The following is a 25,406-nucleotide window of genomic DNA, read 5'->3' on the forward strand; positions in this document are numbered from 1 at the left end:
CACTACAAGGCTGCAAGGTTACACAAAAACCCTGTCGGAGCTGTCGAGTGAAACGAGGCTGCGATCTTTTGATCTTCTTTTTTCAGGATCAAGATCAAAAGATCGCCGCGTGCCGCAGCTACAGGGGTGCGGCGGGTTTACGGGCAATGATCACCTGGCTTTTCGCAACCACCGCATCCAGCGCCTGTTTGATCTGCGCGCCACGCGGCGAGTCCAGCACCGCTTGCCAGGTGTCGGCCCAGTGATTGAGCAGCGGATGATCCGGATTACTGAAATCGACCTTGGCTTCCCAGAACAGCAACATCCACATCGACCAGTAAAAACCGTATTGGCTGTGGCTGATGATCTCCAGCCCCGCTTCACTGACCATCGCCTTGAACTGGTCTTCGCTGATGATGCGAATGTGGTTGGGCTTCTGGAAATACTCGGCCGCGGCGATATCTTTTTGCAAATCTTCGGAGCTAGGGTGCGGCACGCTCAGCAAGTACAGGGCGCCTGGCTTGCCGACACGTACCAGTTCGGCAAGGAACTGCGCCGGGTCGTCGACGTGCTCGATGACTTCCGTGGAGACCACACGCGTGGCCGTGCCGTCGGCAATCGGCAGCGGATTGCAGTCGGTGACGTGGCATTCGATGTCCCGCGCCGGGGTATCGCTGAGACGCTGACGGGTCGCTTCAACCTTCGCTCCGTCAATGTCGGCAATGATGATCTTCGCCCCACGCATGCCGCAGAAATGCACGTTGCCGCCATCACCGCAGCCGACGTCGAGCAGGGTGTCATCGGCGGTCACCGGAAAGTCTTTGAACAGCTCGCCGGTTTCCTGGTTGAACCAGCCACTGAGCATCGCATCGTGCAGGCCGAGCATGTACGGATCGGTCTTCTCGGCGACCGCCGCGACAGGCTGCGCGGCGGCCGGAGCAGGCGTGCCCGCCGTGAGTTTCTTCAAAAGGCTCAGCATGAGGTGGCTCCAGAGGATGGGATGGCGGTTCGGGACGTGCCGAGGCGTTTGACCAGCGCAGCGCCACGGTTGCGCATCGGCATTTCGACAAGGCGATAATTCAGTTCACTGAGCAGCACGATCAGGCCGAACGCTAGCAACAGGGTGACGATCGGATGCCCGGCAGGGCTGGGCAAACCGGCGTTCTGCAAACGGAAGATCAGTTCACGCACCAGTTGATAGGCCGGAATGTGGATCAGGTACATGCCGTAGGAGCGACTGCCGACCCACGCCAGCACACGCTGTACAGCACCGGCAGGCATCAGGTAGTCGCGGTTGTACGAAGCGATCCACACCAGCAAGGCGCCGAGTACGGCAATCGATCCGATACGGTAAGGGGCAAAGGTGAAACGGTCGGTGGCCATGAAACTCAGCAGTGATCCGATGGCGATCAGCGCCGAAATGCCGACCCACGGTCGACGCAGGAAGGTCGGCTCCCAGCGTTGATAACCCGGCTGCGCGCTCCACATCGCCAACAACACCCCGAGGGCCAGCGCGTCTGTCCGCACGACCATCAGCAACGGCGTGCGCACGGTCAGAATCTGCACCGCCACCAGCGCCAGCAACGCCCAGACCAGACGCTGGCGAAACAGCACAATCAACAGCGGGAACAGCAGATAGAACTGTTCCTCCAGCGCCAGGCTCCAGTAGACAAAACTGCTGCCGTACTCATAGTGAAAGAAACTGTCGGCAAAACGAAAGTTCGCGTACTGCAGCACCCCGGCCAGCGTCGCTTGCAGGTTCGCGGACAACGTCCCGAACGCGCCGGAACGATTGAGAAACACGCAGGCCAGCAACATCAGCGCCAGCCACAACCAGGCCGACGGCAACAGGCGAAACGCCCGGCGCAGCCAGAAATTGCGCGTTTGCTGCCAATATTCCCGGCGAGTCGTACAGCCTTGCAGCGTCGGAATCAGGCTACGGGCGATGACAAAACCGGAAATCGCGAAGAACAGATCGACGCCCCACCACGGCTGCGCCCAACCATGAATCTTCTCCAGCAACGGCACCGGGTCGGTGAACAGGCTGCCCTGCAGATGGTGGAACAGCACGCCCAGCACGGCAATGGCGCGCAGGACTTCAATGTCCATGATCCGTTTGCTGCTCATGCTTGGGGAGTTTCCATGGCCATGCAGCGCTGTTCGAACAACTGTGCGAGGAATACCTGCAGACGCTGTTCAGCCACGGCCTGACTGCAGAAACCTTGCAGGCTGCTGACGGCGTGTGCCGACATCTGTGCGTAACGCGCCGGATGGTTTTTCGCCACGTCGTAACTGGCTTTGTAGGCTGCACACAACGACGCCCAGTTGGTCACATAACGCAAGGTGCGAAAGGCCCGACGCGGGTCGTGCGGCCAGGCGGTCAGTTCGTCGGTGGACTCGATCAGAAAGGCATTGTCGGCGCTCAGGTAATCGATCATGGCCGTGGTGCGCGGCGCCACCGCCGGTTTGCCGCAGGACATGAACTCCATCAGCGGCAAGCACTGACCTTCGCCATACGAAGTGTTGACCACGTAACGGGTGGCCTGCACCAACCGCTCATAATCCGGATCGGCAAGGTAGCCATAGATCAACACGATGCGGCAGCGGTAGTACTGGTTTTTGTACAGGTGATGGAGGATGTCGCTGAGGGCTTCTTCGGCATCGTGGTGGGTCAGTTTCAGCACCAGCGTGGCATCTTCGACGTCGCGAAAACTCACACAGAAAGCGCTGAGCATGTCTTCCCAGTTCTTGCGCCCGTCGCCGGGGTTGAACACCGAGGTGTACACAACGCCGTCGAGCAATAGCTCCTGCTCGGCGACCGGCGCGGTGAAATCGATGCCGGGGCCACTGCGCAAATGGGCCGGGCCGAACGCATTCAGATCGAGCGTGCGACTGTCTGCTACCAGGCCTTTGATTGTCAGGCGCAACGGCTCTTCCCGCGGTGCCCCATGCAACTGCGCGCCACGCGCTGCAAAGCGATCCCACACCGGCGCCGGCACCGCAACGATCGGGTAGTCATCCGTCATCGCTTCGCGCACGGCGTTCACCGTGTAACTCGAATGAGTGATCGCCGCGCCACAGGCAGCCAACACCGTGCGCCAATCGTTGCGCGACTCAGCGGCAAACGGCTCGTTGGGGATGGTGCTGAATTCCCACGCAAACACCGGCAATGTCGGACACGCCAGGTGTACCGGGGTGCGATGTGGCGGCGAGAACGACAGAAACACACACGGCTCGCCCCGGCTCAGGCACTCCAGGTACAGCGCATCGACCTCAACCTGCGGATCGAGCACTTCCACCACCCGCCCGAGTCGTTCGAGTACCGGACGGTATTCCTTGAGCACAAAGTAATAGCTGTACTCCGAACGTCCGAGGTTCTGCGCGATGGTGTGCTGGTTGGTTTCCGAGTGAATGATGATCAGCATGAGGCGTTATCCGTCACGGGCGCGGCATCGGCAGTCCTGGGTGCCAGCGCGAAAAAGTCCGCCATGCGTTTTTGCACCGGGGCGAACGCGCAGTAATCGTGCATGCGTTCGATGGCGGCCATGGACATCCGCTGATAGTCCTGAGGCTGGGTCCTGGCCATCCGATAGCTGTGTTCGTAGGCGTTTTTCAGCGAGCCCCAGTCCGGGCGATAACGCAATGTGCGGTAGATGATGCGGGTGTCCTGCGGCCAGATCGTCAGCTCTTCGCTGGACTTGACCACGAATGCCACCGCGTCATCGATGTAGTCTTCCATCGCCGTGTGATCGGGGGCGATCACCGGTGTGCCGCTGGACATGAACTCCATGAGCGGCAGGCACAGGCCTTCACAGCGCGAGGCGTTCACGTAGAAACTCGCGGCCTGATACAGCCTGGCGTACTGCGCGTCGTCGAGGTAACCGTGCATCACCACCACCCGGCAGGCGAACGGCGTGAGTTGCGCAAGCAATGTCATCAACTCGCTGTAGTAGGACGCCAGATCGTTCTGGGTAATCTTCAACACAAGCGTCGCGTCGGACGTTTCGCGAAACGCCCAACAGAACGCGGTGATCAGTTGGTGCCAGTTCTTGCGGCCATCCTTGGGATTGAACACGGTGACATAAACCACGCCGTCGACTGTGGTTTCGGCCACCGATGTGGTGTCCGGCAAGTTCAGCGTCACCGGTTCGACGACGGGTACCGGCAGCGGCCCACACACCGCCGGCAAGCGTTGTTCGAGCCAGCCGTGCAGCGTGTCTGGCACCAGATCGCGAATGCCTTCCCAATACCAGTTGTAGAGAAACTTCACCCGTGGCACCGGTTCTGCCTGCTCGAGTCCCAGATCCAGCGCCCATAGACGCAGGTAATGCCGGGCAATGACGAAGCGGCGTTTGAGGGTCAGCGGTGGCGGACGCGCGGCTTCGATTTCGGCCGCCAGCGCGGCTTCTTCTTCCGGCGTGATCGGCGTCGGGATCAGTGCGTCGGCGCAGAGGCCGAGGGTGCGAGTATCGAAAATGCAGCCCTTGATCGCCAGCGAGGTGCCTGGATTGACTGGCGCACCAGCTGCCTGCTGACGGATCGCCGCGAAGTTTTCCCACAGCGGCGTGGGCAATACCAACACCGGGAAGTCTTCGCCCATGGCACGACGGATGGCTCGAGCGGTGTGGCTCGACAGCGTAATAACCCGCCCATGGCGAGCGAGCATCTGCGTCCAGTCCTGGCGCGGGTCGTTGTCCCACTGTTCGTCAGGAATCGAGTCGAACTCCCAGGCCACCACACACACCGTCGGGCATTCGAGGTCGACCGGGGTTTTCTGCGGCGGAGTGAACGACAGGAACAGGCTGTCTTCGCCAGCGACGAGCAGTTGTCGATACAGCGGATCGACGTCGGCGGTGGACGCGACCACGTGCACGCGCCCAAGGCTTTCCAGCACCGGGCGATAGGCCTTGAGCACGAAGTAGTAACTGTATTCCGGACGCCCGAGACTCTGGCTGATGGAGCGGTCGTTGACGTCCGAGTAAAGAATGAAATTCATGGCATCCCACGATGAAGCTGCCATCCTGGCAACCTCATGCTATGACGACCGGGCGCTGGTTCAAGTCGGCATCGCTGCTGCTTGTCCATCATCCTCGGGAACGTCTTCGTTTTTGTTTTAGTGGTCAGTTTCACCCCGTTGCGCTACGCCCACGGCGAACCTTGGGAATAGCGACGAGGGCCATTCTAAACACATCCATCAACGATCCGGGAACCGCCGGACGGGAATAAATCGGACTACGCTAACGAGAACTGACCGGTCACGGTTTGGCCTGTTGAAATTGCTGAGTAATTGGCACAGATTGGTAACAAACAACTACAACAACTGACTTCGCCTGTCTTTCACCCGGTTTTTCCTACGGTCTGACAGACCTCTCCTTAAAGCCTGTGAGAAAGTGGCGCAAGTTCAAGACCAAGGGGTCGCTGTTTGAAAAAGCGTCTGTTCGTCACGGGTCTCAGTGGATTCGTTGGACAACATATTCAGTCATGTTTGGCCTCGCCTGACTCAGCGTGGGAACTGCTGCCTGCAGCTTCACGTTACGACCTGACGGATCCGGACAGCCTTGTCGACCAGTGGCCGCAAATGCCTGACGCGGTCATGCATCTGGCCGGCCAGACTTTCGTCCCCGAAGCCTTCCGCGACCCGGCACGTACCTTCGACATCAATCTGCTCGGCACCCTCAATCTGTTGCAGGCTCTTAAGGCCCGTGGTTTTCAGGGCACCTTCCTGTACGTCAGCTCCGGCGACGTTTACGGCCAGGTCAGCGAAAGCGATCTGCCGATCACCGAACGACAAGCGCCCTGCCCGCGCAATCCGTATGCGGTGAGCAAACTCTCGGCCGAGTTTCTCAGCCTGCAATGGGGTTTGAGTGAGGGCTGGCCGGTACTCGTCGCACGGCCGTTCAACCACATTGGCACAGGGCAAAAAGAAAGTTTCGTCATCGCCAGTGCCGCCCGCCAGATCAATCGCATCAAACAGGGCCTGCAAGCCCCGCAGCTAGAAGTCGGCGATATCGACGTGACGCGGGATTTTCTCGATGTCGGCGATGTGATTTCGGCCTATCTCGCGCTGCTGGAAAAAGGCGCACCCGGCCAGGTCTACAACATCTGCTCGGGTCGTGAGCAAAGCATCCGCAGCCTGATCGAGCAACTCGGCGACCTGGCCGAAGTGGAGATGCAACTGGTGCAAGACCCCGCGCGCATGCGACGCGCCGATCAGCGTCGCGTTTGCGGCAGCCACGCAAAACTGGCCAAAGCCACCGGATGGTCGCCAGCCATCACCACACAACAATCCCTGCGGACGATCCTGTCCGACTGGGAGACGCGAGTACGACAAGAATGACAAAAAGTGCACTCATCACAGGGATCACCGGCCAGGACGGCGCGTATCTGGCCAAGTTGCTGCTCGACAAGGGCTACAAGGTTCACGGCCTCGTTGCACGACGCAGCAGCGACTCGCGCTGGCGTCTGCGCGAAATGGGCGTCGAAGCCGACATCGTCTATTTGGACGGTGACATGGCCGATGCCTGTTCGGTACAGCGAGCAGTCATTCAATCAGCGCCGGACGAGGTCTATAACCTCGCCGCGCAGAGCTTTGTCGCCGCGTCGTGGAGTCAACCGGTGACCACCGGCATCGTCGATGGCCTGGGCGTTACCCACCTGCTCGAAGCGATCCGCCAGTTCAGCCCGCACACCCGGTTCTATCAAGCCTCGACCAGCGAAATGTTCGGTCTGATCCAGGCCGAGCAACAGGATGAAAACACGCCGTTCTATCCGCGCAGCCCTTACGGAGTGGCCAAACTCTACGGTCACTGGATCACCGTCAACTACCGCGAAAGTTTCAACCTGCACGCCAACAGCGGCATCCTCTTCAACCACGAATCGCCGCTGCGCGGCATCGAGTTCGTCACCCGCAAGGTCACCGATGCCGCCGCACGCATCAAGCAAGGCAAACAGCAGGAGCTGGCCTTGGGCAACATCGATGCGAAACGCGATTGGGGGTTTGCCGGCGATTACGTCGAAGCCATGTGGCTGATGCTGCAGCAGGACAAGCCTGACGATTTTGTGGTGGCCACCGGCGTCACCACTACCGTGCGGGAAATGTGCCGCATCGCCTTCGATCACGTCGGCCTCAACTACCGTGATTACGTGAAGATCGACCCGGCGTTCTTCCGCCCCGCCGAAGTCGAAGTGCTGCTCGGCAATCCGGCCAAGGCTCAGCGCGTGCTGGGCTGGAAGCCGAAAACCGACCTGGATACCTTGATCCGCATGATGATGGATGCGGACATGAAACGCGTCGCCAAGGAGTAGGCCATGCTGATCCCCGTGATTCTGTCCGGCGGTGCCGGCACCCGTTTGTGGCCGGTGTCCCGCGAGGGCCATCCGAAACCGTTCATGAATCTGCCCGACGGCCAATCGCTGCTGGGCAAGACCTATCAGCGTGCGGCAGCGTTGCTCGACGGCTGGGGCGACATCGTCACGGTGACCAACCGCGAGTACTACTTCCAGAGCAAGGATCACTATTGCGCCGCCCATGTCTCGCGTCATCGCGGGCATTTCCTGCTGGAGCCGACCGGGCGCAACACCGCGCCGGCCATTGCTGCTGCCGCGTTGTCGCTGCAAGCACTGCACGGTGACGACGCGATCATGGTGGTGATGCCCGCCGATCATTTGATCGTCAATCAGGACGCGCTGAAAACGGCCGTCGAGCACGCGGTCAATCTGGCCAAAGACGGTTATCTGGTGACCTTCGGCGTAATCCCGACGGCGCCGGAAACCGGCTTCGGCTACATCGAAACCGGTGCCCCGCTGGACGCCAGAGGCGCGGCGAAAGTGCAGCGCTTCGTCGAGAAACCCGACCTGCAAACTGCCACGCATTATCTGGAGAGCGGCAACTTCCTGTGGAATTCGGGGATGTTCTGCTTCACCACCGCGACCTTGATTGCTGAACTGCAATTGCACGCGCCCGAGTTGCTGGAGCAGACCCGCGCCTGCATAGATGTCAGCGCGCCGATTGAAACCGTCGGCTGCCTGCAACAGGAACTGTCGCCGGCACTGTTCGCGGAAATCACTGACATCTCGATCGACTACGCACTGATGGAGCGCTCGGAAAAAGTGGTGGTCGTGCCCGCCGGTTTCGACTGGAGCGACATCGGTTCGTGGGGCGCCGTCGCGGCCCTGGTACCGGCCGATGCCGACAACAACCGCGCCAGCGGTGAAGCGATCTTTATCGACAGCCATAACAATTTCGTCCAGAGCGATGGCCGGCTGGTAGCGACAGTGGGTGTGGATAACCTGATCGTGGTCGACACCGCCGACGCGGTGCTGGTGGCCCACGCCGACCGTGCGCAAGACGTACGCCGCGTGGCCAAGCAACTCAAGGACAAATCCCACGAAGCCTATCGGTTGCATCGTACCGTCAGCCGCCCGTGGGGTACTTACACGGTTCTCGAAGAAGGTCCGCGCTTCAAGATCAAGCGCATCGTGGTCAAGCCTGGCGGCAAGTTGTCGCTGCAAATGCACCATCACCGCAATGAACACTGGGTAGTGGTCGAAGGCATGGCCAAGGTCACCAACAATGGCAGCGGTACCCATCTGGTGGCGAAAAACGAATCGACGTTCATCGCTGCCGGCCACCGCCATCGCCTTGAAAACCCAGGGGTGATCGATCTGGTGATCATCGAAGTGCAAAGCGGCGAATACCTGGGAGAGGACGACATCGTCCGCTTCGAAGACCAATACGGCAGGACGGTTTAAATGCTGCTTTCCCTGTATCGCTCGTTGCATGGCTACCGGGGTTTCATCCTCGGCAGCGTGCAGCGAGAGTTTCAAGCGCGATACCGCAATTCGCTGTTCGGCGCCTTGTGGCCGATTTTCAATCCGCTGTCGATGATCATTGTTTACACCGTGATCTTTTCCCACATCATGCGCGCCCGCTTGCCGGGTGTGGATGACAGCATGGCCTACAGTGTTTACCTCTGCGCCGGGTTGCTGGCGTGGGGACTGTTTTCCGAAATCACCCTGCGCAGCCAGAACATGTTTCTGGAAAACGCCAACCTGCTGAAGAAAATCAGCTTCCCTCGCATCTGCCTGCCAGTGATTGTGCTGTGCAACGCCGGGATCAACTTCGCGATCATCATCAGCCTGTTCCTGGGCTTTCTGCTGATCACCGGCCGCTGGCCGGGCATGGCCTTGTTGGCGCTGATTCCATTGATCGCCCTGCAAATGATGTTCTGCGCCGGACTGGGCATGGTCCTCGGCGTATTGAACGTGTTCTTCCGTGATGTCGGTCAGCTGTTCGGCATCTGCCTGCAATTCTGGTTCTGGCTGACACCGATCGTTTACCCGATCACGATCCTGCCGGAATGGGTACAGCGCCTGCTGCAACTCAACCCGCTGACCAACCTGTTCAGCAGTTATCAAAATCTGTTTCTCTACGGTCAGTGGCCAGTCTGGAGCTCGCTGCTGCCGATCTTCATCACGGGTGTGCTGTTTTGTCTGATCGGTCTGCGGCTGTTTCGCCAGCGCGTCGGCGAAATGGTGGATGAACTCTGATGGGGCATATTCGCGTCACCGGCCTGAGCAAGGCCTACAAACAATACCCCAACCGCTGGAGCCGGCTGGCAGAGTGGCTGATCCCGTTTTCGCCGATCCGCCACCGCCAGCACTGGGTGCTGCAGGACGTCGAATTCGAAATCGCCCCCGGTGAAGCGGTGGGCATCGTCGGCGCCAACGGCGCGGGCAAAAGCACTTTGCTGAAGATGATCACCGGCACCACCCAACCCACCACCGGCAAGATAGAACTGCAAGGCCGCGTGGCAGCACTGCTGGAACTGGGCATGGGTTTCCACCCGGACTTCACCGGTCGCCAGAACGCCATCATGGCCGGCCAGTTGCTGGGCATGCAGCTCGAAGAAATCGAAGCACTGATACCCGACATCGAGCATTTCGCCGAGATCGGCGACGCCATCGACCAACCGGTACGCACTTACTCCAGCGGCATGCAGATGCGCCTGGCGTTCAGCGTTGCCACGGCGCGGCGCCCGGACATCCTTATCGTCGACGAGGCACTGTCGGTGGGCGACGCCTACTTCCAGCACAAAAGCTTCGAACGCATCCGCAGTTTCCGCAAATCCGGCACCACGCTGCTGATCGTGTCCCACGACCGTTCGGCCATTCAATCGATCTGCGATTCGGCGATTCTGCTCAAGGATGGCCGCATGGCCATGTACGGCAAACCGGAGCCGGTGCTCGATTATTACAACGCGCTGATGGCCGAACGCGAAGGTCAGATCGTGCGACAGGAAATGCTCGCCGGCGGCGAAGTGCAAACCGTCTCCGGGACCGGCGAAGCAGCGATTCTCGGCGTGCGCCTGCTCGATGAAAACGATCGCAGCATCGACGCCGCCGAAGTCGGTCAAGCGGTGGTGCTCGAAGTGAAAGTTGAAGTGCGCAAGGACATCGAACGGCTGGTACTGGGCTTTATCCTCAAGGATCGTCTGGGCCAGATGATGTACGGCATCAACACCCATCGCCTCGACAAGGCGCTGACCGACCTGCACGCCGGCGAGCGTTTCACCTATCGCTTCGCTTTCGTCATGGGGTTGGGCAAAGGCAATTACTCCGTGTCGTTGAGCCTGTCGCGCCTGGACTCTCACCTCGATCGCAATTTCGAATGGCGTGACTACGGGTTGGTGTTTCACGTGATCAACAACCGTCAGGAGGATTTCGTCGGCTGTTCATGGCTGGGTGCCAAGACCACCATCACCCGCGACACCGAAGTCCGGCCTGTCGAGCGCTTGCCATGACCCGCTTGCTGGTGGAGTGCACCCATGTGTTCCAGCACCCGACGGTCAACTCGGGGATTCAGCGTGTGGTGCGCAACGTCATCAAGCAACTGCCTGCCAGCGCCGCAGGCGTCGAGTGCATGCCAGTGGTGGTGCTCAATGGCGAACTTTATCGCGTCCTGCAATTGGCAGCGTGCGATACGCCTTTTTTCAACGCGCTGGAAACCTTCGGTGGACGCCTGGAGCGCCTCGCCCATCGCGTCTGGCAATGGCACCAGCGGCGTGACGCCCAATGCACCTCGAAGCTGGCGCGACAGATTTTGTATGTCGGATACCGGCTCACCATCTTCGGCGCATTCGGCCTGCCGATCCGCCTGATCCGAAGAATCAACCGCAGGCAATTGCTCAAGCGTTGTTCACCACTGCAACATCAGCCGGGCGATCAATTGGTGCTGCTGGATTCATCCTGGCACTCGGATTTTTTTGCCCACGTCGAGCGACTGAAACGCGACGGCGTCGGCATGATTGCGGTGATCTACGACCTGATCCCGCTGACTCACCCACAGTTTTACGATACGCGTCTGGTCGAGGTCTTCAGCGAATGGTTCGACTGGATCACTCGCACAGCGGATGGCTACATGGCGATTTCCGCCACGGTGCGCGATCAAATGCATGAAGAGATGCAGCGCAGAATCGGTGCCGAGCAGTCCAATAAGCGCTGGTTCGATTTCTTTCACTTGGGCTCCGAACTGGATCTGCACAACGACCAGGCCACGGTTGATCCACGCCTGAGACAATTGTCCACGACAACAGACCCGGTTTACCTGATGGTCAGCACCATCGAGCCGCGCAAGAATCATGCGTATCTGCTCGATGCCTTCGAACGCGCCTGGGCCACAGGCTCGACGGCCCGGCTGTGCATCGCCGGGCGGGTCGGCTGGAAATGCGACACCCTCCTCGCCCGGGTGCGCAATCATCCCGAGCTGAACCAGCGTCTGTTCATGTTCAACGACCTCAGTGACACCAGCCTTGAACACGCCTACGCCCACGCCAGTGCGCTGGTGTTTCCCTCGTTCGTCGAAGGCTTTGGTCTGCCCCTGGTGGAAGCCATGCAGCGTGGCTTGCCGGCGATGGGCAGTGATATCGCGGTGTTCCGCGAAATCGGCGGCGAGTTCATGGCGTACTTTGATCTGCAGGATCCGCAAAGCCTTGCCGACCTGATCAACCAATTCCAGCGCAACGGCCAGTTCCCCGCTGCTCGCGACGTCGCGGACTGGCAGTGGATCGGCTGGCGCGAAGCCAGTCTGCAACTGGCTGAACGCAGTGTGCGGAATGTTCTGCAAGCGCCGGCGGCGCCAGCGAGGCTGCATGCGCATTGCCCTTAACGCACGAATTCTCCAGGCGCCACGTACCGGCATCGGCCACTACGTCGCCGAACTGGTCAACGCCTTGCGCAGCGAGCCTGATATGGATGTGACGTTATTCCATGGCTGGGGCTGGAGTTCGGCGCTGCCGGAAGCGGCCATGCCCGGTTACTCGCGTCTGACGCCACTGCTGCGGCAAATCCCCGGTGCCTATCAGGCGCGCCGCTGGCTGGAGCAGAAACGCTTCGATCAGGGGCGCGCGCAAGGTATCGACCTCTATCACGAGCCGAGTCTGTGGCCGCTGGCCTTCGACGGCCCGACCGTAATTACCCTGCACGACCTGACACACCTGCATTTCCCCGAGACCCAGCCCCCGGCGCGGCTCAAGGAAATCGAGCGTCGATTGGCTCAGGGTGTGCAACAGGCGCAGGTGATTCTCACCGACTCGCGAGCCATTGCTGAGGAAGCTCAAGCTTATTTCGGCCTGCCTGCCGAGCGTTTTGTGGTGGCGCCACTGGGCGTCGCCGAGCGCTTTCATCCACGCGAGGCGAGCACCATTGACGCGGTGCTCAAGGCGCACGCGGTCGAGGCGCGGGAATATTTCCTGAGTGTGGGCACGCTGGAGCCGCGCAAGAATCTTGGCCTGGCCCTACGTGCCCATGCCCTGTTGCCGGAGGCTGTGCGCCAGCGCTTTCCGCTGTTGATCGTCGGTATGGCCGGGTGGGAGCGCGAACAGTTCAGCGACCCCTTGCGTCAGGCACTGGCCAGCGGGCACGTGTGCCTGCTCGGTTATCTGCCCGATGAACAGGTGGCGCAACTGCTGGCCGGCGCCCGGGCGCTGATTTTTCCATCACTGTATGAAGGTTTTGGTCTGCCGGTATTGGAGGCCATGGCCAGCGGCACACCGGTGGTGCTCACGCGTTCTTCAGCGATGCCGGAAGTCGCGGGCGCGGCGGGCAACTATATTGAAGCTGACGATGCAGAAGGCCTGCGTGACGCGCTGAGCCGACTGATCGACGATCAAGCGCATTGGCAGGCATGCCAAGAAGCCGGGTTACAGCAGTCACGGCTTTTTTCCTGGGAGCGTTGTGCACAGGCCACAGCCAGTGCCTACCGCCAGGCCATGGGAGGTTGAATGCGAGTTCTTCATTTTTTCAAGACGTACCTGCCTGACTCCGTCGGCGGCATTGAGCAAGTGATCTTCCAGCTCTGCGAGAGCGGCGCCCAACACGGCATCGACGGCCAGGTGCTGACGCTCAGCGCCGACCCCAATCCACCTGTGGTGCAACTCGGTCAGCACGAAGTGCACCGCGCCAAACTGGATATTCAATTCGCCTCCACCGGTTTTTCCTGGAGCGTGTTCAAACAGTTTCGCGAAATGGCGGCCGAGGCCGATGTAGTCAACTACCACTTCCCGTGGCCGTTCATGGACCTGGTGCATTTCGCCAGCACGACGAATAAACCGAGCGTGGTGACGTACCACTCGGACATCATTCGCCAAAAGCACCTGCTCAAACTCTATCGCCCGTTGATGAATCGCTTCCTCGCCAGCGCCGACCGCATCGTTGCCGCTTCACCGAACTACCTGCACACCAGCGATGTGCTGCAGCAGTTCCAGGACAAGACCCGGGTGATTCCCTACGGTTTGAACAAGGCCGGTTATCCACAGCCGGATACCGAACGAATGAATCGCTGGCGCCAGCAGGTTGGGGACAAGTTTTTTCTGTTTGTCGGCGTGATGCGTTACTACAAAGGCCTGCACATCCTGCTTGAGGCCCTGAAAGACGTGGACTATCCCGTGGTCATTGTCGGCGCCGGGCCTCTGGAACTGGAACTGCACGCTCAGGCTCGGGCGCTGGGCCTGCGCAACATTCATTTCCTCGGGCGCCTGGGTGACGAAGACAAAGTCGCACTGCTGCAACTGAGCTACGCCATCGTCTTCCCTTCGCACCTGCGCTCGGAAGCTTTCGGCATCTCCCTGCTGGAAGGTGCGATGTACGGCAAGCCGATGATTTCCAGCGAGATCGGCACTGGCACCAGCTACATCAATATTCACAACGAAACCGGGCTGGTGGTGCCTCCGAGTCATCCACAGGCGTTTCGCGAGGCGATGCGCACACTGTGGGAAGACCCGGTGCGCGCCGCAACGATGGGGGTGAAAGCCGAAGCGCGTTACCGGCAGTTATTCACAGCCGATGACATGGGCCGCAAGTGGACAGAGCTGTATCAGGAATTGCTGGAAGAGAAATCCCTGTCTTACGCTTAATGCTATTCAACACAGATTCATTGTAGGAGTGAGCCTGCTCGCGATAGCGGTCTGTCAGCAACAATGATGTTGATTGACCCGACGCGATCGCGAGCAGGCTCACTCCTACAGGGTCAGGTTACAGATCCAGTACCAGCGGCTGCGTGCTTTGCGCCGGGACCGCGCAGCAAATCAGCACATGCCCCGCTTCCGGAATATCCGCCGGCACCTGTGGATAATTCACCGCGCCACTGACCAGCCGGGTCTTGCAGGTACCGCACGACCCACCACGGCAACTGAACTCCGGGCGTAGTCCGCGACTTTCTGCCAGTTCCAGCAAACTGCCGCCATCGGGTTGCCAACGTGCCTCTTTCGCCGAGCGCTCAAACACCACCGGCACCGAAGTGGTCGCTGCGGGCGGTTGCTCGATCACGATCGCATCCGGATCGGCCTGACGTTTCAGGGTCGACGGGCCAAAGGTTTCCGCGTGAATCTGCGTGTCGCGCACATCCAGTTCGCGCAAAGTGTCGTACAACCCTTGGGTAAAACCACCGGGGCCGCAGAGCACAAAGTCGAGCTGATCGAAATCCTCGGCCTCCAGCAGGTTCCTCAGCACCGCGCCGTCGATGCGCCCATGCACATCGAAATCCTCACCCTCTTGCAGATCGGCTTCCGGCTGGCTGAGCAGACGCAGCACTCGTACAGAATCGCCTGCGGTTTCGAGCAGACGATCCAGCTCCCTGCGAAACGGCTGATCGGCGAGGCTGCGCGAACTCTGCAGCAACAATGTCGGACGAATCCCTCGAGTGCGTAAGCCTTGGTAAACCACCTCACGCAACATCGACAGCAACGGCGTGATGCCTACTCCGGCCGCCAACAGCACCAACGGTCGGTGCTCCAGTGGCGCGACAGTGAAATGCCCTTGCGGTGCCCGCGCCTCCAGTACATCACCAACGCGAATCTGCTCATGCAGGTGCGAGGAGATCAGCCCTTCGCGCTTCACGCTGATCCGGTAGAAACCATCCGATGGCGCACTCGAAAGACTGTAGGTGCGGATATGCACCTCGCCATCAATAGTGAAACGCACTGGCAAATGCTGACCCGCGAGAAACACTGGCAACCCGGCGCCATCGGTTGGCTCCAGATAGATTGAACGGATGCTGCGACTTTCTGCTTCGATCTTCGCTACGCGCAGCGGCCGCCATTGACTACCCAGTGCCTGCGCCTGCAAACGCGCATCCGCCTCGGCCCAATTACCGGTCAACAGACTGGTCGGCGACATGCCGTCGAAGCGCCAGCGCAACGCCAGAGCTGCCGGACGCCGCACCAGTTTTTCCACCTCAAATGTCCACAGCCGTTCCGCACCTTGAAAGGCCTCGATCTGCGGGTCATCGAGAAGGATCTCGGTACGCCCGCTGAGTTGCAGCAGATCACCTGTGGAAAAGTCGATGAACAGCAAGCCGGCCTTGGGATTGAGCAGCAGATTGCCGAGGGTGTTGAAATGCAGGTTGCCGGCAAAGTCAGGGATGGTCAGACGATTGCCTTCCACCCGTACGAAACCGGCCTGGCCACCCCGGTGAGAAACATCCACCGCACGCTGGCCGTCGACATCGACATAACTGGCGACAAAAAACGTATCAGCGCCAGCGATCAGCGCAACGGCCGCGTCATCGAGGCCGCTCAGATGCTCAGCCGGGCGTGTCTGCGGATCCGTCAGAGGCACCCGCTGAAACTGCCGCAGTTGAATGTACTGCGGGCAGTTGCCGAAGGCCTGATCCACGCTGACGTCAAAACCATCAGCGCTTAGATTGCCGACATGGCCGTTGAGCCGATTGCGCCGGCGGGTGTGCAATTCGATGCCGAGCAAACCGATCGGCTCGCCATTGCGCAGTTGCGCCGGGTCATCGGCAGCAGGCTGGCTGGCGAAATGCAAATGCTCGGGATCCGGCGACCGGGCAAACCCCGGCGCACCTTCGAGCACACTGGCCCACGGCATCCCCTGCGCATCGACTGCGCCGTACAGCATGAAGGGCAGTTGCTGATAGAACTCACGGTGCTGATCCGGCATCCAGGTGCGAATCACCTTACGCCCGAAGGCTTCCATACGATCGGCAACGCCGACATGGCCCTGCAATTGCTGTTCGCCAGCGTGCCACGGTGAACGTTCCATCACGACCTCTCCCCTGCACCGTCGGCACAGTGTCGATTGCGAAAATCAGGCAGTGGTTTGCAGACCGGCAACCGTACGCGGCATGCCGACGAAACCAGGCAAGGCTTCAACCCGCGCCAGCCAGGCGCGGACGTTACCGTAGTCGTCCAGCGACACGTTGCCTTCCGGAGCGTGGGCGATGTAACTGTAGGCAGAAACGTCGGCAATGGTCGGTTCGTCGCCGGCCAGGTACGCAGTTTTGCCCAACTCGATGTCCATCACCTTGAGCAGGTTGTGCGCCCGGGTGATTGCCTCGTCCGCATTCAGTTGTGCGCCAAACACCGTGACCAGTCGCGCTGCAGCGGGTCCGAAGGCAATCGGCCCGGCGGCGGCCGACAACCAGCGCTGCACACGTGCGGCGCCGACAGGATCCGTTGGCAACCAACGGCCGTTACCGTATTTCTGCGCCAGGTACACCAGAATCGCGTTGGAGTCGGCCAGCACCACGCCGCCGTCATCAATCGCCGGTACTTGGCCAAAACTGTTGATCGCCAGATACGCCGGCTGCTTGTGCTCACCCTTGGCCAGATCGATGAAAACCAGCTCGGTCGGCAGTTGCAACAGGGACAACATCAGCTCGACACGGTGGGCGTGGCCGGAACGTGGAAAGTTGTAGAGTTTGATCGCTTGCATGGTCGACTCCGCTGAACAGGGGCGCCACTGCGGGAATGAGAGCGCCGATGGAGGCCATCTTGCGCTGATCGCAAAAACAACAGAATAACCAGTAACTGCAATCGATTATTTCATTGGGTGCAATAACGCAGCGCCTTTCAAAGCAGGATGTTCGCGCAAAGCGTTGGCGGTGAAATCGACAAAACTGCGGATCCGCGCCGGCGCCTTGCGCCCGCCCTGATACACCACATGGATCGGCAATGTCGGCAGTTCAAATTCAGCGAGGACGATTTCCAGCTCACCGGTCGCGATTTTGCTGGCAACTTGATAAGACAGCACCCGAGTCAAGCCCAGCCCCATGCAGGCTGCGGTAATCGCTGCCTGATTGGCGGTCACGATCAGACGCGGCTCAGGACGCACGCTGAGCGGTTCGCCCGCGTCGAGAAACGGCCAATTGCGTTGCTGGCTAATCGCTGAAGTCGCCACCACTGGCGCGCCCGCCAAGGCGTGGGGATGAGCCGGTCGGCCATATTTGGCAAAGTAGTCCGGCGAGCCGCAAACGACCCTACGCACCTCACCCACGCGAACAGCATGCTGACTGCTGTCCGGCAGATCACCGATACGCACCGCCACATCGATGCCCTCCTCGACCATGTTGACGATCCGATCGACCAGTACCGCATTGATCGTGACATCCGGATACTGCGCCAGATAACGCGCCATCAGCGGCGTCACAAACAAATCACCGAACAACACCGGCGCTGTGACCGTCAGTTGCCCACGCGGCTCGGCATGACTGCCCGCTGCCGAATCTTCGGCCTCCTGCACCTCGGCGAGGATCCTCCGGCAATCCTCCAGATAACGCTGCCCGGCTTCGCTCAAATGCACACTGCGTGTGGTGCGGATCAACAACTGCGTACCGATGCGTTGCTCCAGCGCCGCCACCGCCCGCGTGACGCTGGCAGCCGACAATCCCAGACGCCGCGCGGCAGAGGAGAAGCCTTGCTCCTGAGCGACGGTGGTGAAGATGTGCATTTCTTGGAAGCGATCCATGGTGCCTCTCGAGTCAGATACAAAAATCGCAGCCGAAGCTGCGATTTTTGCGCGTAGGTCAGCTGTGGATAACTTATTCCACCGTCACCGACTTCGCCAGGTTACGCGGCTGATCGACGTCCGTGCCCTTGAGCACCGCCACGTAGTACGACAGCAACTGCAGCGGAACCGTGTAAAGGATCGGTGAGAGGATGTCGTGGATGTGCGGCATCTGCACCACGTGGGTGCCTTCGCCGTTGGTCATCCCGGCTTTTTCATCGGCGAACACGATCAGTTCACCGCCACGGGCGCGGACTTCCTGCAGGTTGGATTTAAGCTTTTCCAGCAGTTCGTTGTTCGGCGCCACAGTGACCACCGGCATATCGTTATCCACAAGCGCCAGCGGGCCGTGTTTCAGCTCGCCGGCCGGGTAGGCTTCGGCGTGGATGTAGGAGATTTCCTTGAGTTTCAAGGCGCCTTCCATTGCTACCGGGAATTGCGCACCACGACCGAGAAATAGCGTGTGGTTCTTCTCGGCGAACAGCTCGGCGATTTTTTCCACGGTGCTGTCCATGGCCAATGCTTCACCGAGACGGGTTGGCAGACGACGCAGTTCCTCGACCAGACGCGCTTCAACGCCCTCGGCTAACGTGCCGCGTACTTGACCCAGCGACAGAGTCAGCAGCAACAGGCCGACCAGTTGCGTGGTGAAGGCTTTGGTCGAGGCGACGCCGATTTCGCGGCCGGCCTGGGTCAGCAGGGTCAGATCGGATTCGCGCACCAGCGAGCTGATGCCGACGTTGCAGATCGCCAGGCTGGCGAGGAAGCCCAGTTCCTTGGCATTGCGCAGCGCCGCCAGGGTGTCGGCGGTTTCGCCGGACTGCGAGATGGTCACGAACAAGGTGTCCGGCTGCACCACCACTTTGCGGTAGCGGAATTCGCTGGCGACTTCGACCTGGCACGGAATACCGGCCAGTTCTTCGAGCCAGTAACGCGCGACCATACCGGCGTGATAGCTGGTGCCACAGGCGACGATCTGCACGTTGCGGACTTTGGCGAACAGTTCGGCAGCTTGTGGACCGAACGCTTGCACCAGCACCTGATCGTTGCTCAGGCGACCTTCGAGGGTGCGTTGTACAACGGCCGGTTGCTCGTGGATTTCCTTGAGCATGTAGTGGCGGTATTCACCTTTGTCGGCAGCTTCAGCACCATCGCTGTACTGTACGGTCTGGCGCTCGACGGCGTTGCCGTTGATGTCCCAGATCTGCACGGTATCGCGGCGAATTTCGGCGATATCGCCTTCTTCCAGGTACATGAAGCGGTCCGTGACCTGACGCAGGGCCAATTGGTCAGAGGCGAGGAAATTCTCGCCCAGACCCAGACCGATCACCAACGGGCTGCCACTGCGCGCGGCGACCAGACGATCCGGCTGTTTGGCATTGATCACGGCCAGACCGTAAGCACCGTGCAGTTCCTTGACCGTCGCTTTAAGCGCAACGCTCAGGTCTGGCTGGTCCTTGAGCTTGTGGTTGAGCAGGTGGGCAATGACTTCGGTGTCGGTGTCCGAAGTAAACACGTAACCCAGCGCTTTCAGTTGTTCACGCAGGGCTTCGTGGTTTTCGATGATGCCGTTGTGCACCACCGCGATGTCGCCGGAGAAATGCGGGTGCGCGTTACGCTCGCAAGGAGCGCCGTGGGTGGCCCAACGGGTGTGAGCAATGCCGAGACGGCCCACCAGTGGGTGTTCGGCCAGCGCCGCTTCGAGTTCACTGACCTTGCCCGGGCGACGCATGCGCTCGAGGGTTTCGTCGTTGGTGAAGACCGCGACACCGGCGCTGTCATAGCCACGGTATTCAAGGCGCTTGAGGCCTTCGAGCAGGATGGCGGTGATATTACGTTCAGCAACTGCGCCGACAATTCCACACATGCTTATTTCTCCTGACTGACAGCCGCGCAAATCACGGTGATACCGCGGGCCTGTATCTGATCGCGCGCTTCGATAGGCAGGCGATCATCGGTAATGAGGGTATGGACGCTGCTCCACGGCAGTTCCAGATTGGGAATCTTGCGACCGATCTTGTCGGCCTCGACCATGACGATGACTTCTCGCGCCACCTCGGCCATGACCCGACTCAGTCCCAGCAATTCATTGAAAGTCGTCGTGCCGCGCACCAGATCGATACCGTCGGCGCCAATGAACAACTGGTCGAAGTCGTAAGAGCGTAGTACCTGCTCGGCGACCTGGCCCTGAAAGGATTCCGAATGCGGATCCCAAGTGCCGCCGGTCATCAACAGCACCGGTTCGTGCTCGAGTTCGCTCAGGGCGTTGGCGACGTGCAGGGAATTGGTCATCACCACCAGACCGGGCTGCTGGCCAAGTTCGGGGATCATCGCGGCGGTGGTGCTGCCGCTGTCGATGATGATCCGCGCGTGTTCGCGGATGCGTTTCACCGCCGCGCGGGCGATGGCCTGTTTGTACTTGGAAACGCTCTGCGCGGTTTCCGCGACCAGTTCCTGCGGCATGGTGATCGCCCCGCCGTAGCGGCGCAGCAACAGACCGTGGCTTTCCAGCGCGGCAAGATCCTTGCGAATCGTAACTTCCGAGGTTTCGAAGCGCTTGGCCAGTTCATCCACACTGACTTCGCCCTGCTCGTTGAGCAAGGCGAGGATGTTGTGGCGGCGTTGCGGCGTGTTGCGTTTCGACATGGCGACTTAAGTTTCGTTTCGAAAGATAACGGAAGCAATCAAAACCTATCGGCTCTAAATCGTCAAGCGGCAGCAAGGCTTTTTTGAAAACGACACAAACAAAAATGTGGGAGCGAGCTTGCTCGCGAAGGCATCGTGTCAGTCAACATCAATGTTGAATGATCTACGGCATTCGCGAGCAAGCTCGCTCCCACATTGGATTTTCGTCGTTAAAAAGAAACTGTGGATAACTCAGCTCTTTTTGATCTTCTCCGGCCGCTTCCAGCCGTCGATATTTCTCTGCCGCGCTCGGCCCACGGCCAACTGCGCGTTATCCACATTCTGCGTAATCGTCGAGCCGGCCGCCGTGGTTGCACCGTCGGAGATATCCACAGGCGCGACCAGCGAATTATTGGACCCGATGAATACGTCCGCACCCAACACGGTTTTCCACTTGTTGGCGCCATCGTAGTTGCAGGTGATGGTGCCGGCGCCGATGTTGGTACGCGCACCGATCTCGGCATCGCCCAGATAAGTCAGGTGTCCCGCCTTGGCGCCTTCGCCCATGCGGGCATTTTTCAGCTCAACGAAGTTACCCACATGCGCGCGTGCTTCAAGCACGGTGCCTGGACGCAGACGCGCGAACGGGCCGGCGTCGCTGCCCTCGCCCAGAACGGCACCTTCGATATGACTGTTGGCTTTGATGACCACGCCTTTGCGCAGGGTGCTGTCCTTGATCACGCAGTTCGGGCCGATCACCACGTCATCTTCGATGACCACATTGCCTTCGAGGATCACGTTGATGTCGATCAGCACATCGCGACCAACGGTCACTTCACCACGCACGTCAAAGCGCGCCGGATCACGCAAAGTGACGCCTTGCGCCATCAACCGACGACCAGCGCGCAACTGGTAATGACGCTCCAGCTCTGACAGTTGCTTGCGATCATTGGCGCCCTGCACTTCCATTGGGTCGTGCGGTTGCTCGGTGGCGACCACCAGACCATCACTGACAGCCATCTCGATCACGTCGGTCAGGTAGTACTCGCCCTGCGCGTTGTTGTTCGACAGGCGGCTCATCCAGTCAGCCAGACGATTGGCGGGTACCGCGAGAATGCCGGTATTACCTTCAGTAATTGCGCGTTGCGCTTCGCTGGCATCTTTGTGCTCAACGATCGCGGCCACCTTACCGTCGGTATCGCGCACGATGCGGCCGTAACCGGTCGGGTCATCCAGCTCGACGGTGAGCAAGCCCATCTGTCCAGGCACGACGTGCTTGAGCAGACGCTGCAGTGTTTCGACTTCGATCAGCGGTACGTCCCCGTAGAGGATCAGCACGGTGTCGGCAGTAATGAACGGCACCGCTTGAGCGGTGGCGTGGCCGGTGCCGAGTTGCTTGTCCTGCAGGACGAAATTCAGATCGTCGGCAGCCAGTCGCTCGCGCACCACGTCGGCACCATGACCAATCACCACATGAATGCGTTGTGGATCGAGTTGCCGAGCGCTGTGGATAACATGACCCAGCATGGAGTTGCCGGCAATCGGATGCAGCACCTTCGGCAGGGCCGAGCGCATACGGGTGCCTTGACCGGCCGCGAGGATAACGATTTCAAGAGACATGACTGGCTACCAATCCTGGGTGGTCAGCAACTGCGACCGGGTTTCGGGAATTCGGAAAAGAAAAAAGGGTAGCCGAGGCTACCCTTTTTTATCAATCGCACAACAAGCGGCTGACGGATTAACCGCCAAACTTCTTGCGGATCTGCTGGACGGTGCGCAGCTGTGCTGCAGCCTCGGCCAGACGTGCGGACGCAGCTCCGTAGTCGAAATCTGCGCTCTTCTCGTGCAGAGCAGCTTCGGCAGCCTTGAGAGCTGCTTGAGCCTGAGCTTCATCCAGGTCGGCGGCACGTTGCACGGTATCGGCAAGCACCTTGACCATGTTCGGCTGAACCTCGAGGAAGCCACCGGAGATGTAGAACACCTCGGCTTCCCCGCCTTGCTTGATCAGGCGGATCGGACCTGGCTTCAGATTAGTGATCAGCGGCGCGTGACCCAGAGCGATACCAAGATCACCCAGTGCACCGTGCGCAATCACCATCTCGACCAGGCCGGAAAAGATTTCCCCTTCCGCGCTGACGATATCGCAATGGACTGTCATAGCCATCTGATTGCCTCAACCTAAATTAGCGCCCGTTGCCGGGCGCCGGGATTACAGTTTCTTGGCTTTCTCGATCGCTTCTTCGATGCCGCCAACCATGTAGAACGCTTGTTCTGGCAGGTGGTCGTAGTCACCGTTGAGGATGCCTTTGAAGCCAGCAATGGTGTCCTTCAGGGAAACGTATTTACCCGAAGCACCGGTGAAGACTTCAGCCACGAAGAACGGCTGCGACAAGAAGCGCTGGATCTTACGAGCACGGTTAACCAACTGTTTGTCGGCTTCCGACAGCTCGTCCATACCCAGGATCGCGATGATGTCTTTCAGCTCTTTGTAACGTTGCAGAACGTACTGAACGCCGCGAGCGGTGTCGTAGTGGTCCTGGCCGATTACGTTCGGATCCAGCTGGCGCGAAGTCGAATCCAGTGGATCTACCGCTGGGTAGATACCCAGGGAAGCGATGTCACGGGACAGAACGACGGTGGCGTCCAAGTGGGCGAAGGTGGTCGCTGGCGACGGGTCGGTCAAGTCGTCCGCAGGTACGTATACCGCTTGGATCGAGGTGATCGAACCTTCCTTGGTCGAAGTGATACGTTCTTGCAGAACGCCCATCTCTTCAGCCAGGGTCGGCTGGTAACCTACTGCCGAAGGCATACGGCCCAGCAGTGCGGATACTTCAGTACCGGCCAGGGTGTAACGATAGATGTTGTCGACGAACAGCAGAACGTCGTTACCTTCGTCACGGAACTTCTCGGCCATGGTCAGGCCGGTCAGTGCTACGCGCAGACGGTTACCCGGCGGCTCGTTCATCTGACCGTAAACCAGTGCCACTTTGTCCAGAACGTTGGAGTCCTTCATCTCGTGGTAGAAGTCGTTACCCTCACGAGTACGCTCACCCACACCGGCGAACACGGAATAACCGCTGTGCTCGATGGCGATGTTACGGATCAGTTCCATCATGTTTACGGTTTTGCCTACACCGGCACCACCGAACAGACCGACTTTACCGCCTTTGGCAAACGGGCAAACCAGGTCGATAACCTTGATGCCGGTTTCCAGCAGGTCGTTGCCGCCTGCTTGCTCAGCGAACGAAGGCGCTGGACGGTGAATGCCCCAACGCTCTTCGGTGTCGATCGGGCCAGCTTCGTCGATCGGGTTACCGAGGACGTCCATGATCCGGCCCAGGGTCGCTTTACCGACCGGTACGGAGATGGCTGCGCCAGAGTCGGTAACTTCCAGACCGCGCTTCAAGCCCTCGGTGGAACCCATCGCAATGGTGCGAACCACGCCGTCGCCCAGCTGCTGCTGAACTTCCAGAGTGGTTTCAGCCGCGCTCACTACTTTCAGCGCGTTGTAGATGCTCGGTACGCTGTCGCGTGGAAATTCCACGTCGATAACGGCGCCGATGATTTGAACGATACGTCCGCTACTCATAGCTGGATCCTCTGAATATTTGAACCGTTAAACCGCGGCAGCGCCGCCGACGATTTCCGAGATCTCTTGGGTGATCGCAGCCTGACGCGCCTTGTTGTAGATCAGCTGCAAATCGCTGATCAAATCACCGGCGTTGTCGGTAGCGTTCTTCATCGCGATCATCCGCGCAGCTTGTTCAGCCGCGTTGTTCTCGACCACCGCCTGGTAGACCTGCGACTCAACGTAGCGGACCATCAAGCCGTCAAGCAGCTCTTTGGCATCCGGTTCGTAGAGATAGTCCCAGTGGTGCTTGAGATCCTGATCCGGGGTTGCCACCAATGGAATCAACTGCTCCACGGTAGGCTGTTGCGTCATGGTGTTGATGAACTTGTTGGACACCACGGACAGGCGATCAATACGGCCATCCAGGTAGGCATCCAGCATCACCTTGACGCTGCCGATCAGATCATTGATCGACGGCTCTTCACCCAGGTGGCTGATAGCTGCAACGACGTTACCGCCGAAGTTGCGGAAAAAGGCCGCACCCTTGCTACCAACAACACACAGATCAATCTCGACGCCGTTTTCGCGGTTTACCGCCATGTCCTTGACCAGGGCCTTGAACAGGTTGGTATTCAAGCCGCCGCACAGACCACGGTCACTGCTCACCACGACATAACCGACACGCTTGATAGCGCGGTCGATCATGAACGGGTGGCGGTATTCCGGGTTGGCGTTGGCCAGATGCCCAATAACCTGGCGGATACGCTCCGCATAAGGACGGCTAGCAGCCATGCGCATTTGTGCCTTGCGCATTTTGCTGACCGCCACTTTTTCCATGGCGCTGGTAATCTTTTGCGTGCTTTTGATGCTCGCAATCTTACTGCGAATCTCTTTTGCGCCTGCCATGTAACACCTATCAGGTTAGCAA

21 protein-coding genes are annotated in these 25,406 nt (G+C 59.7%); 8 read left to right on the forward strand and 13 right to left on the reverse strand.

The features are described from left to right. Positions 1–118: 118 nt before the first annotated feature. Genes HU754_RS00860 through HU754_RS00875 form a run of 4 tightly spaced genes read right to left on the reverse strand, consistent with a single transcriptional unit; the run spans position 119 to position 4,975 of the window. A complete protein-coding gene (locus HU754_RS00860; RefSeq protein WP_186620291.1) occupies positions 119–958 on the reverse strand; it encodes a class I SAM-dependent methyltransferase in 840 nt (279 codons plus the stop codon). Continuing rightward, positions 952–2,106, reverse strand: a complete 1,155-nt coding sequence (locus HU754_RS00865; RefSeq protein ID WP_186620293.1) for an acyltransferase family protein — start codon at positions 2,104–2,106, stop codon at positions 952–954. The genes HU754_RS00860 and HU754_RS00865 overlap by 7 nt, the downstream gene beginning before the upstream one ends. Further along, entirely contained in the window at positions 2,103–3,404 is a 1,302-nt protein-coding gene (locus HU754_RS00870) for a glycosyltransferase (RefSeq protein ID WP_186620295.1), read from the reverse strand. The genes HU754_RS00865 and HU754_RS00870 overlap by 4 nt, the downstream gene beginning before the upstream one ends. Next, positions 3,398–4,975: a glycosyltransferase gene (locus HU754_RS00875; RefSeq protein WP_225919955.1), complete on the reverse strand. Its 1,578-nt coding sequence runs from the start codon at positions 4,973–4,975 to the stop codon at positions 3,398–3,400. Before HU754_RS00875 ends, HU754_RS00870 begins: the two co-directional genes overlap by 7 nt. Before the next feature lie 426 nt (positions 4,976–5,401). Here HU754_RS00875 and HU754_RS00880 point away from each other — a divergent pair, with 426 nt between their 5' ends. From HU754_RS00880 to HU754_RS00915, 8 genes are read left to right on the forward strand one after another with little or no spacing between them, the layout of a single operon-like run. Beyond that, entirely contained in the window at positions 5,402–6,316 is a 915-nt protein-coding gene (locus HU754_RS00880) for a GDP-mannose 4,6-dehydratase (protein WP_186620299.1), read from the forward strand. Next, positions 6,313–7,284, forward strand: coding sequence for a GDP-mannose 4,6-dehydratase (gmd, locus tag HU754_RS00885; protein WP_093429566.1), 972 nt, complete (start codon positions 6,313–6,315; stop codon positions 7,282–7,284). Before HU754_RS00880 ends, gmd begins: the two co-directional genes overlap by 4 nt. A gap of 3 nt (positions 7,285–7,287) precedes the next feature. Continuing rightward, a complete protein-coding gene (locus HU754_RS00890; RefSeq protein ID WP_093429565.1) occupies positions 7,288–8,730 on the forward strand; it encodes a mannose-1-phosphate guanylyltransferase/mannose-6-phosphate isomerase in 1,443 nt (480 codons plus the stop codon). Further along, positions 8,731–9,528, forward strand: a complete 798-nt coding sequence (locus HU754_RS00895) for an ABC transporter permease (protein WP_186620301.1) — start codon at positions 8,731–8,733, stop codon at positions 9,526–9,528. After that, positions 9,528–10,781: an ABC transporter ATP-binding protein gene (locus tag HU754_RS00900; protein WP_186620302.1), complete on the forward strand. Its 1,254-nt coding sequence runs from the start codon at positions 9,528–9,530 to the stop codon at positions 10,779–10,781. Before HU754_RS00895 ends, HU754_RS00900 begins: the two co-directional genes overlap by 1 nt. Further along, positions 10,778–12,145, forward strand: coding sequence for a glycosyltransferase family 4 protein (locus HU754_RS00905; RefSeq protein ID WP_186620303.1), 1,368 nt, complete (start codon positions 10,778–10,780; stop codon positions 12,143–12,145). The genes HU754_RS00900 and HU754_RS00905 overlap by 4 nt, the downstream gene beginning before the upstream one ends. Next, a complete protein-coding gene (locus tag HU754_RS00910; RefSeq protein ID WP_186620304.1) occupies positions 12,129–13,259 on the forward strand; it encodes a glycosyltransferase family 4 protein in 1,131 nt (376 codons plus the stop codon). Before HU754_RS00905 ends, HU754_RS00910 begins: the two co-directional genes overlap by 17 nt. Then, positions 13,260–14,390, forward strand: coding sequence for a glycosyltransferase family 4 protein (locus HU754_RS00915; RefSeq protein WP_186620305.1), 1,131 nt, complete (start codon positions 13,260–13,262; stop codon positions 14,388–14,390). Between the two features lie 118 nt (positions 14,391–14,508). Here the strand turns inward: HU754_RS00915 and HU754_RS00920 are convergent, their stop codons facing one another. The 9 genes from HU754_RS00920 to atpG form a co-directional block, all read right to left on the reverse strand. Further along, positions 14,509–16,539, reverse strand: a complete 2,031-nt coding sequence (locus tag HU754_RS00920) for a pyridoxamine 5'-phosphate oxidase family protein (RefSeq protein WP_186620307.1) — start codon at positions 16,537–16,539, stop codon at positions 14,509–14,511. Positions 16,540–16,584: 45 nt separating this feature from the next. Continuing rightward, a complete protein-coding gene (locus HU754_RS00925; protein WP_186620309.1) occupies positions 16,585–17,211 on the reverse strand; it encodes a glutathione S-transferase family protein in 627 nt (208 codons plus the stop codon). 105 nt (positions 17,212–17,316) lie between these two features. Further along, the gene (locus HU754_RS00930) at positions 17,317–18,243 is read right to left on the reverse strand and encodes a LysR family transcriptional regulator (protein WP_186620311.1); all 927 of its coding nucleotides are present in this window, start codon (positions 18,241–18,243) and stop codon (positions 17,317–17,319) included. A 73-nt stretch (positions 18,244–18,316) separates the two neighbouring features. Then, positions 18,317–20,149 carry a glutamine--fructose-6-phosphate transaminase (isomerizing) gene (glmS, locus tag HU754_RS00935; protein ID WP_186620313.1) on the reverse strand — a complete coding sequence of 611 codons (1,833 nt, stop codon included), beginning with the start codon at positions 20,147–20,149 and terminating at the stop codon, positions 18,317–18,319. Between the two features lie 2 nt (positions 20,150–20,151). After that, positions 20,152–20,928, reverse strand: coding sequence for a DeoR/GlpR family DNA-binding transcription regulator (locus tag HU754_RS00940; RefSeq protein WP_007911964.1), 777 nt, complete (start codon positions 20,926–20,928; stop codon positions 20,152–20,154). 231 nt (positions 20,929–21,159) lie between these two features. After that, positions 21,160–22,527, reverse strand: coding sequence for a bifunctional UDP-N-acetylglucosamine diphosphorylase/glucosamine-1-phosphate N-acetyltransferase GlmU (glmU, locus tag HU754_RS00945; RefSeq protein ID WP_186620316.1), 1,368 nt, complete (start codon positions 22,525–22,527; stop codon positions 21,160–21,162). 118 nt (positions 22,528–22,645) lie between these two features. Beyond that, entirely contained in the window at positions 22,646–23,071 is a 426-nt protein-coding gene (locus HU754_RS00950; RefSeq protein ID WP_007954164.1) for a F0F1 ATP synthase subunit epsilon, read from the reverse strand. 45 nt (positions 23,072–23,116) lie between these two features. Continuing rightward, positions 23,117–24,496 (reverse strand): F0F1 ATP synthase subunit beta, encoded by a 1,380-nt coding sequence (gene atpD, locus HU754_RS00955; RefSeq protein ID WP_007911961.1) that lies wholly within the window; start codon positions 24,494–24,496, stop codon positions 23,117–23,119. Positions 24,497–24,523: 27 nt separating this feature from the next. After that, entirely contained in the window at positions 24,524–25,384 is an 861-nt protein-coding gene (atpG, locus tag HU754_RS00960) for a F0F1 ATP synthase subunit gamma (RefSeq protein WP_008084419.1), read from the reverse strand. Positions 25,385–25,406: the final 22 nt, after the last annotated feature.

The organism is Pseudomonas zeae, assembly GCF_014268485.2.
Taxonomy (GTDB): domain Bacteria; phylum Pseudomonadota; class Gammaproteobacteria; order Pseudomonadales; family Pseudomonadaceae; genus Aquipseudomonas; species Aquipseudomonas neuropathica.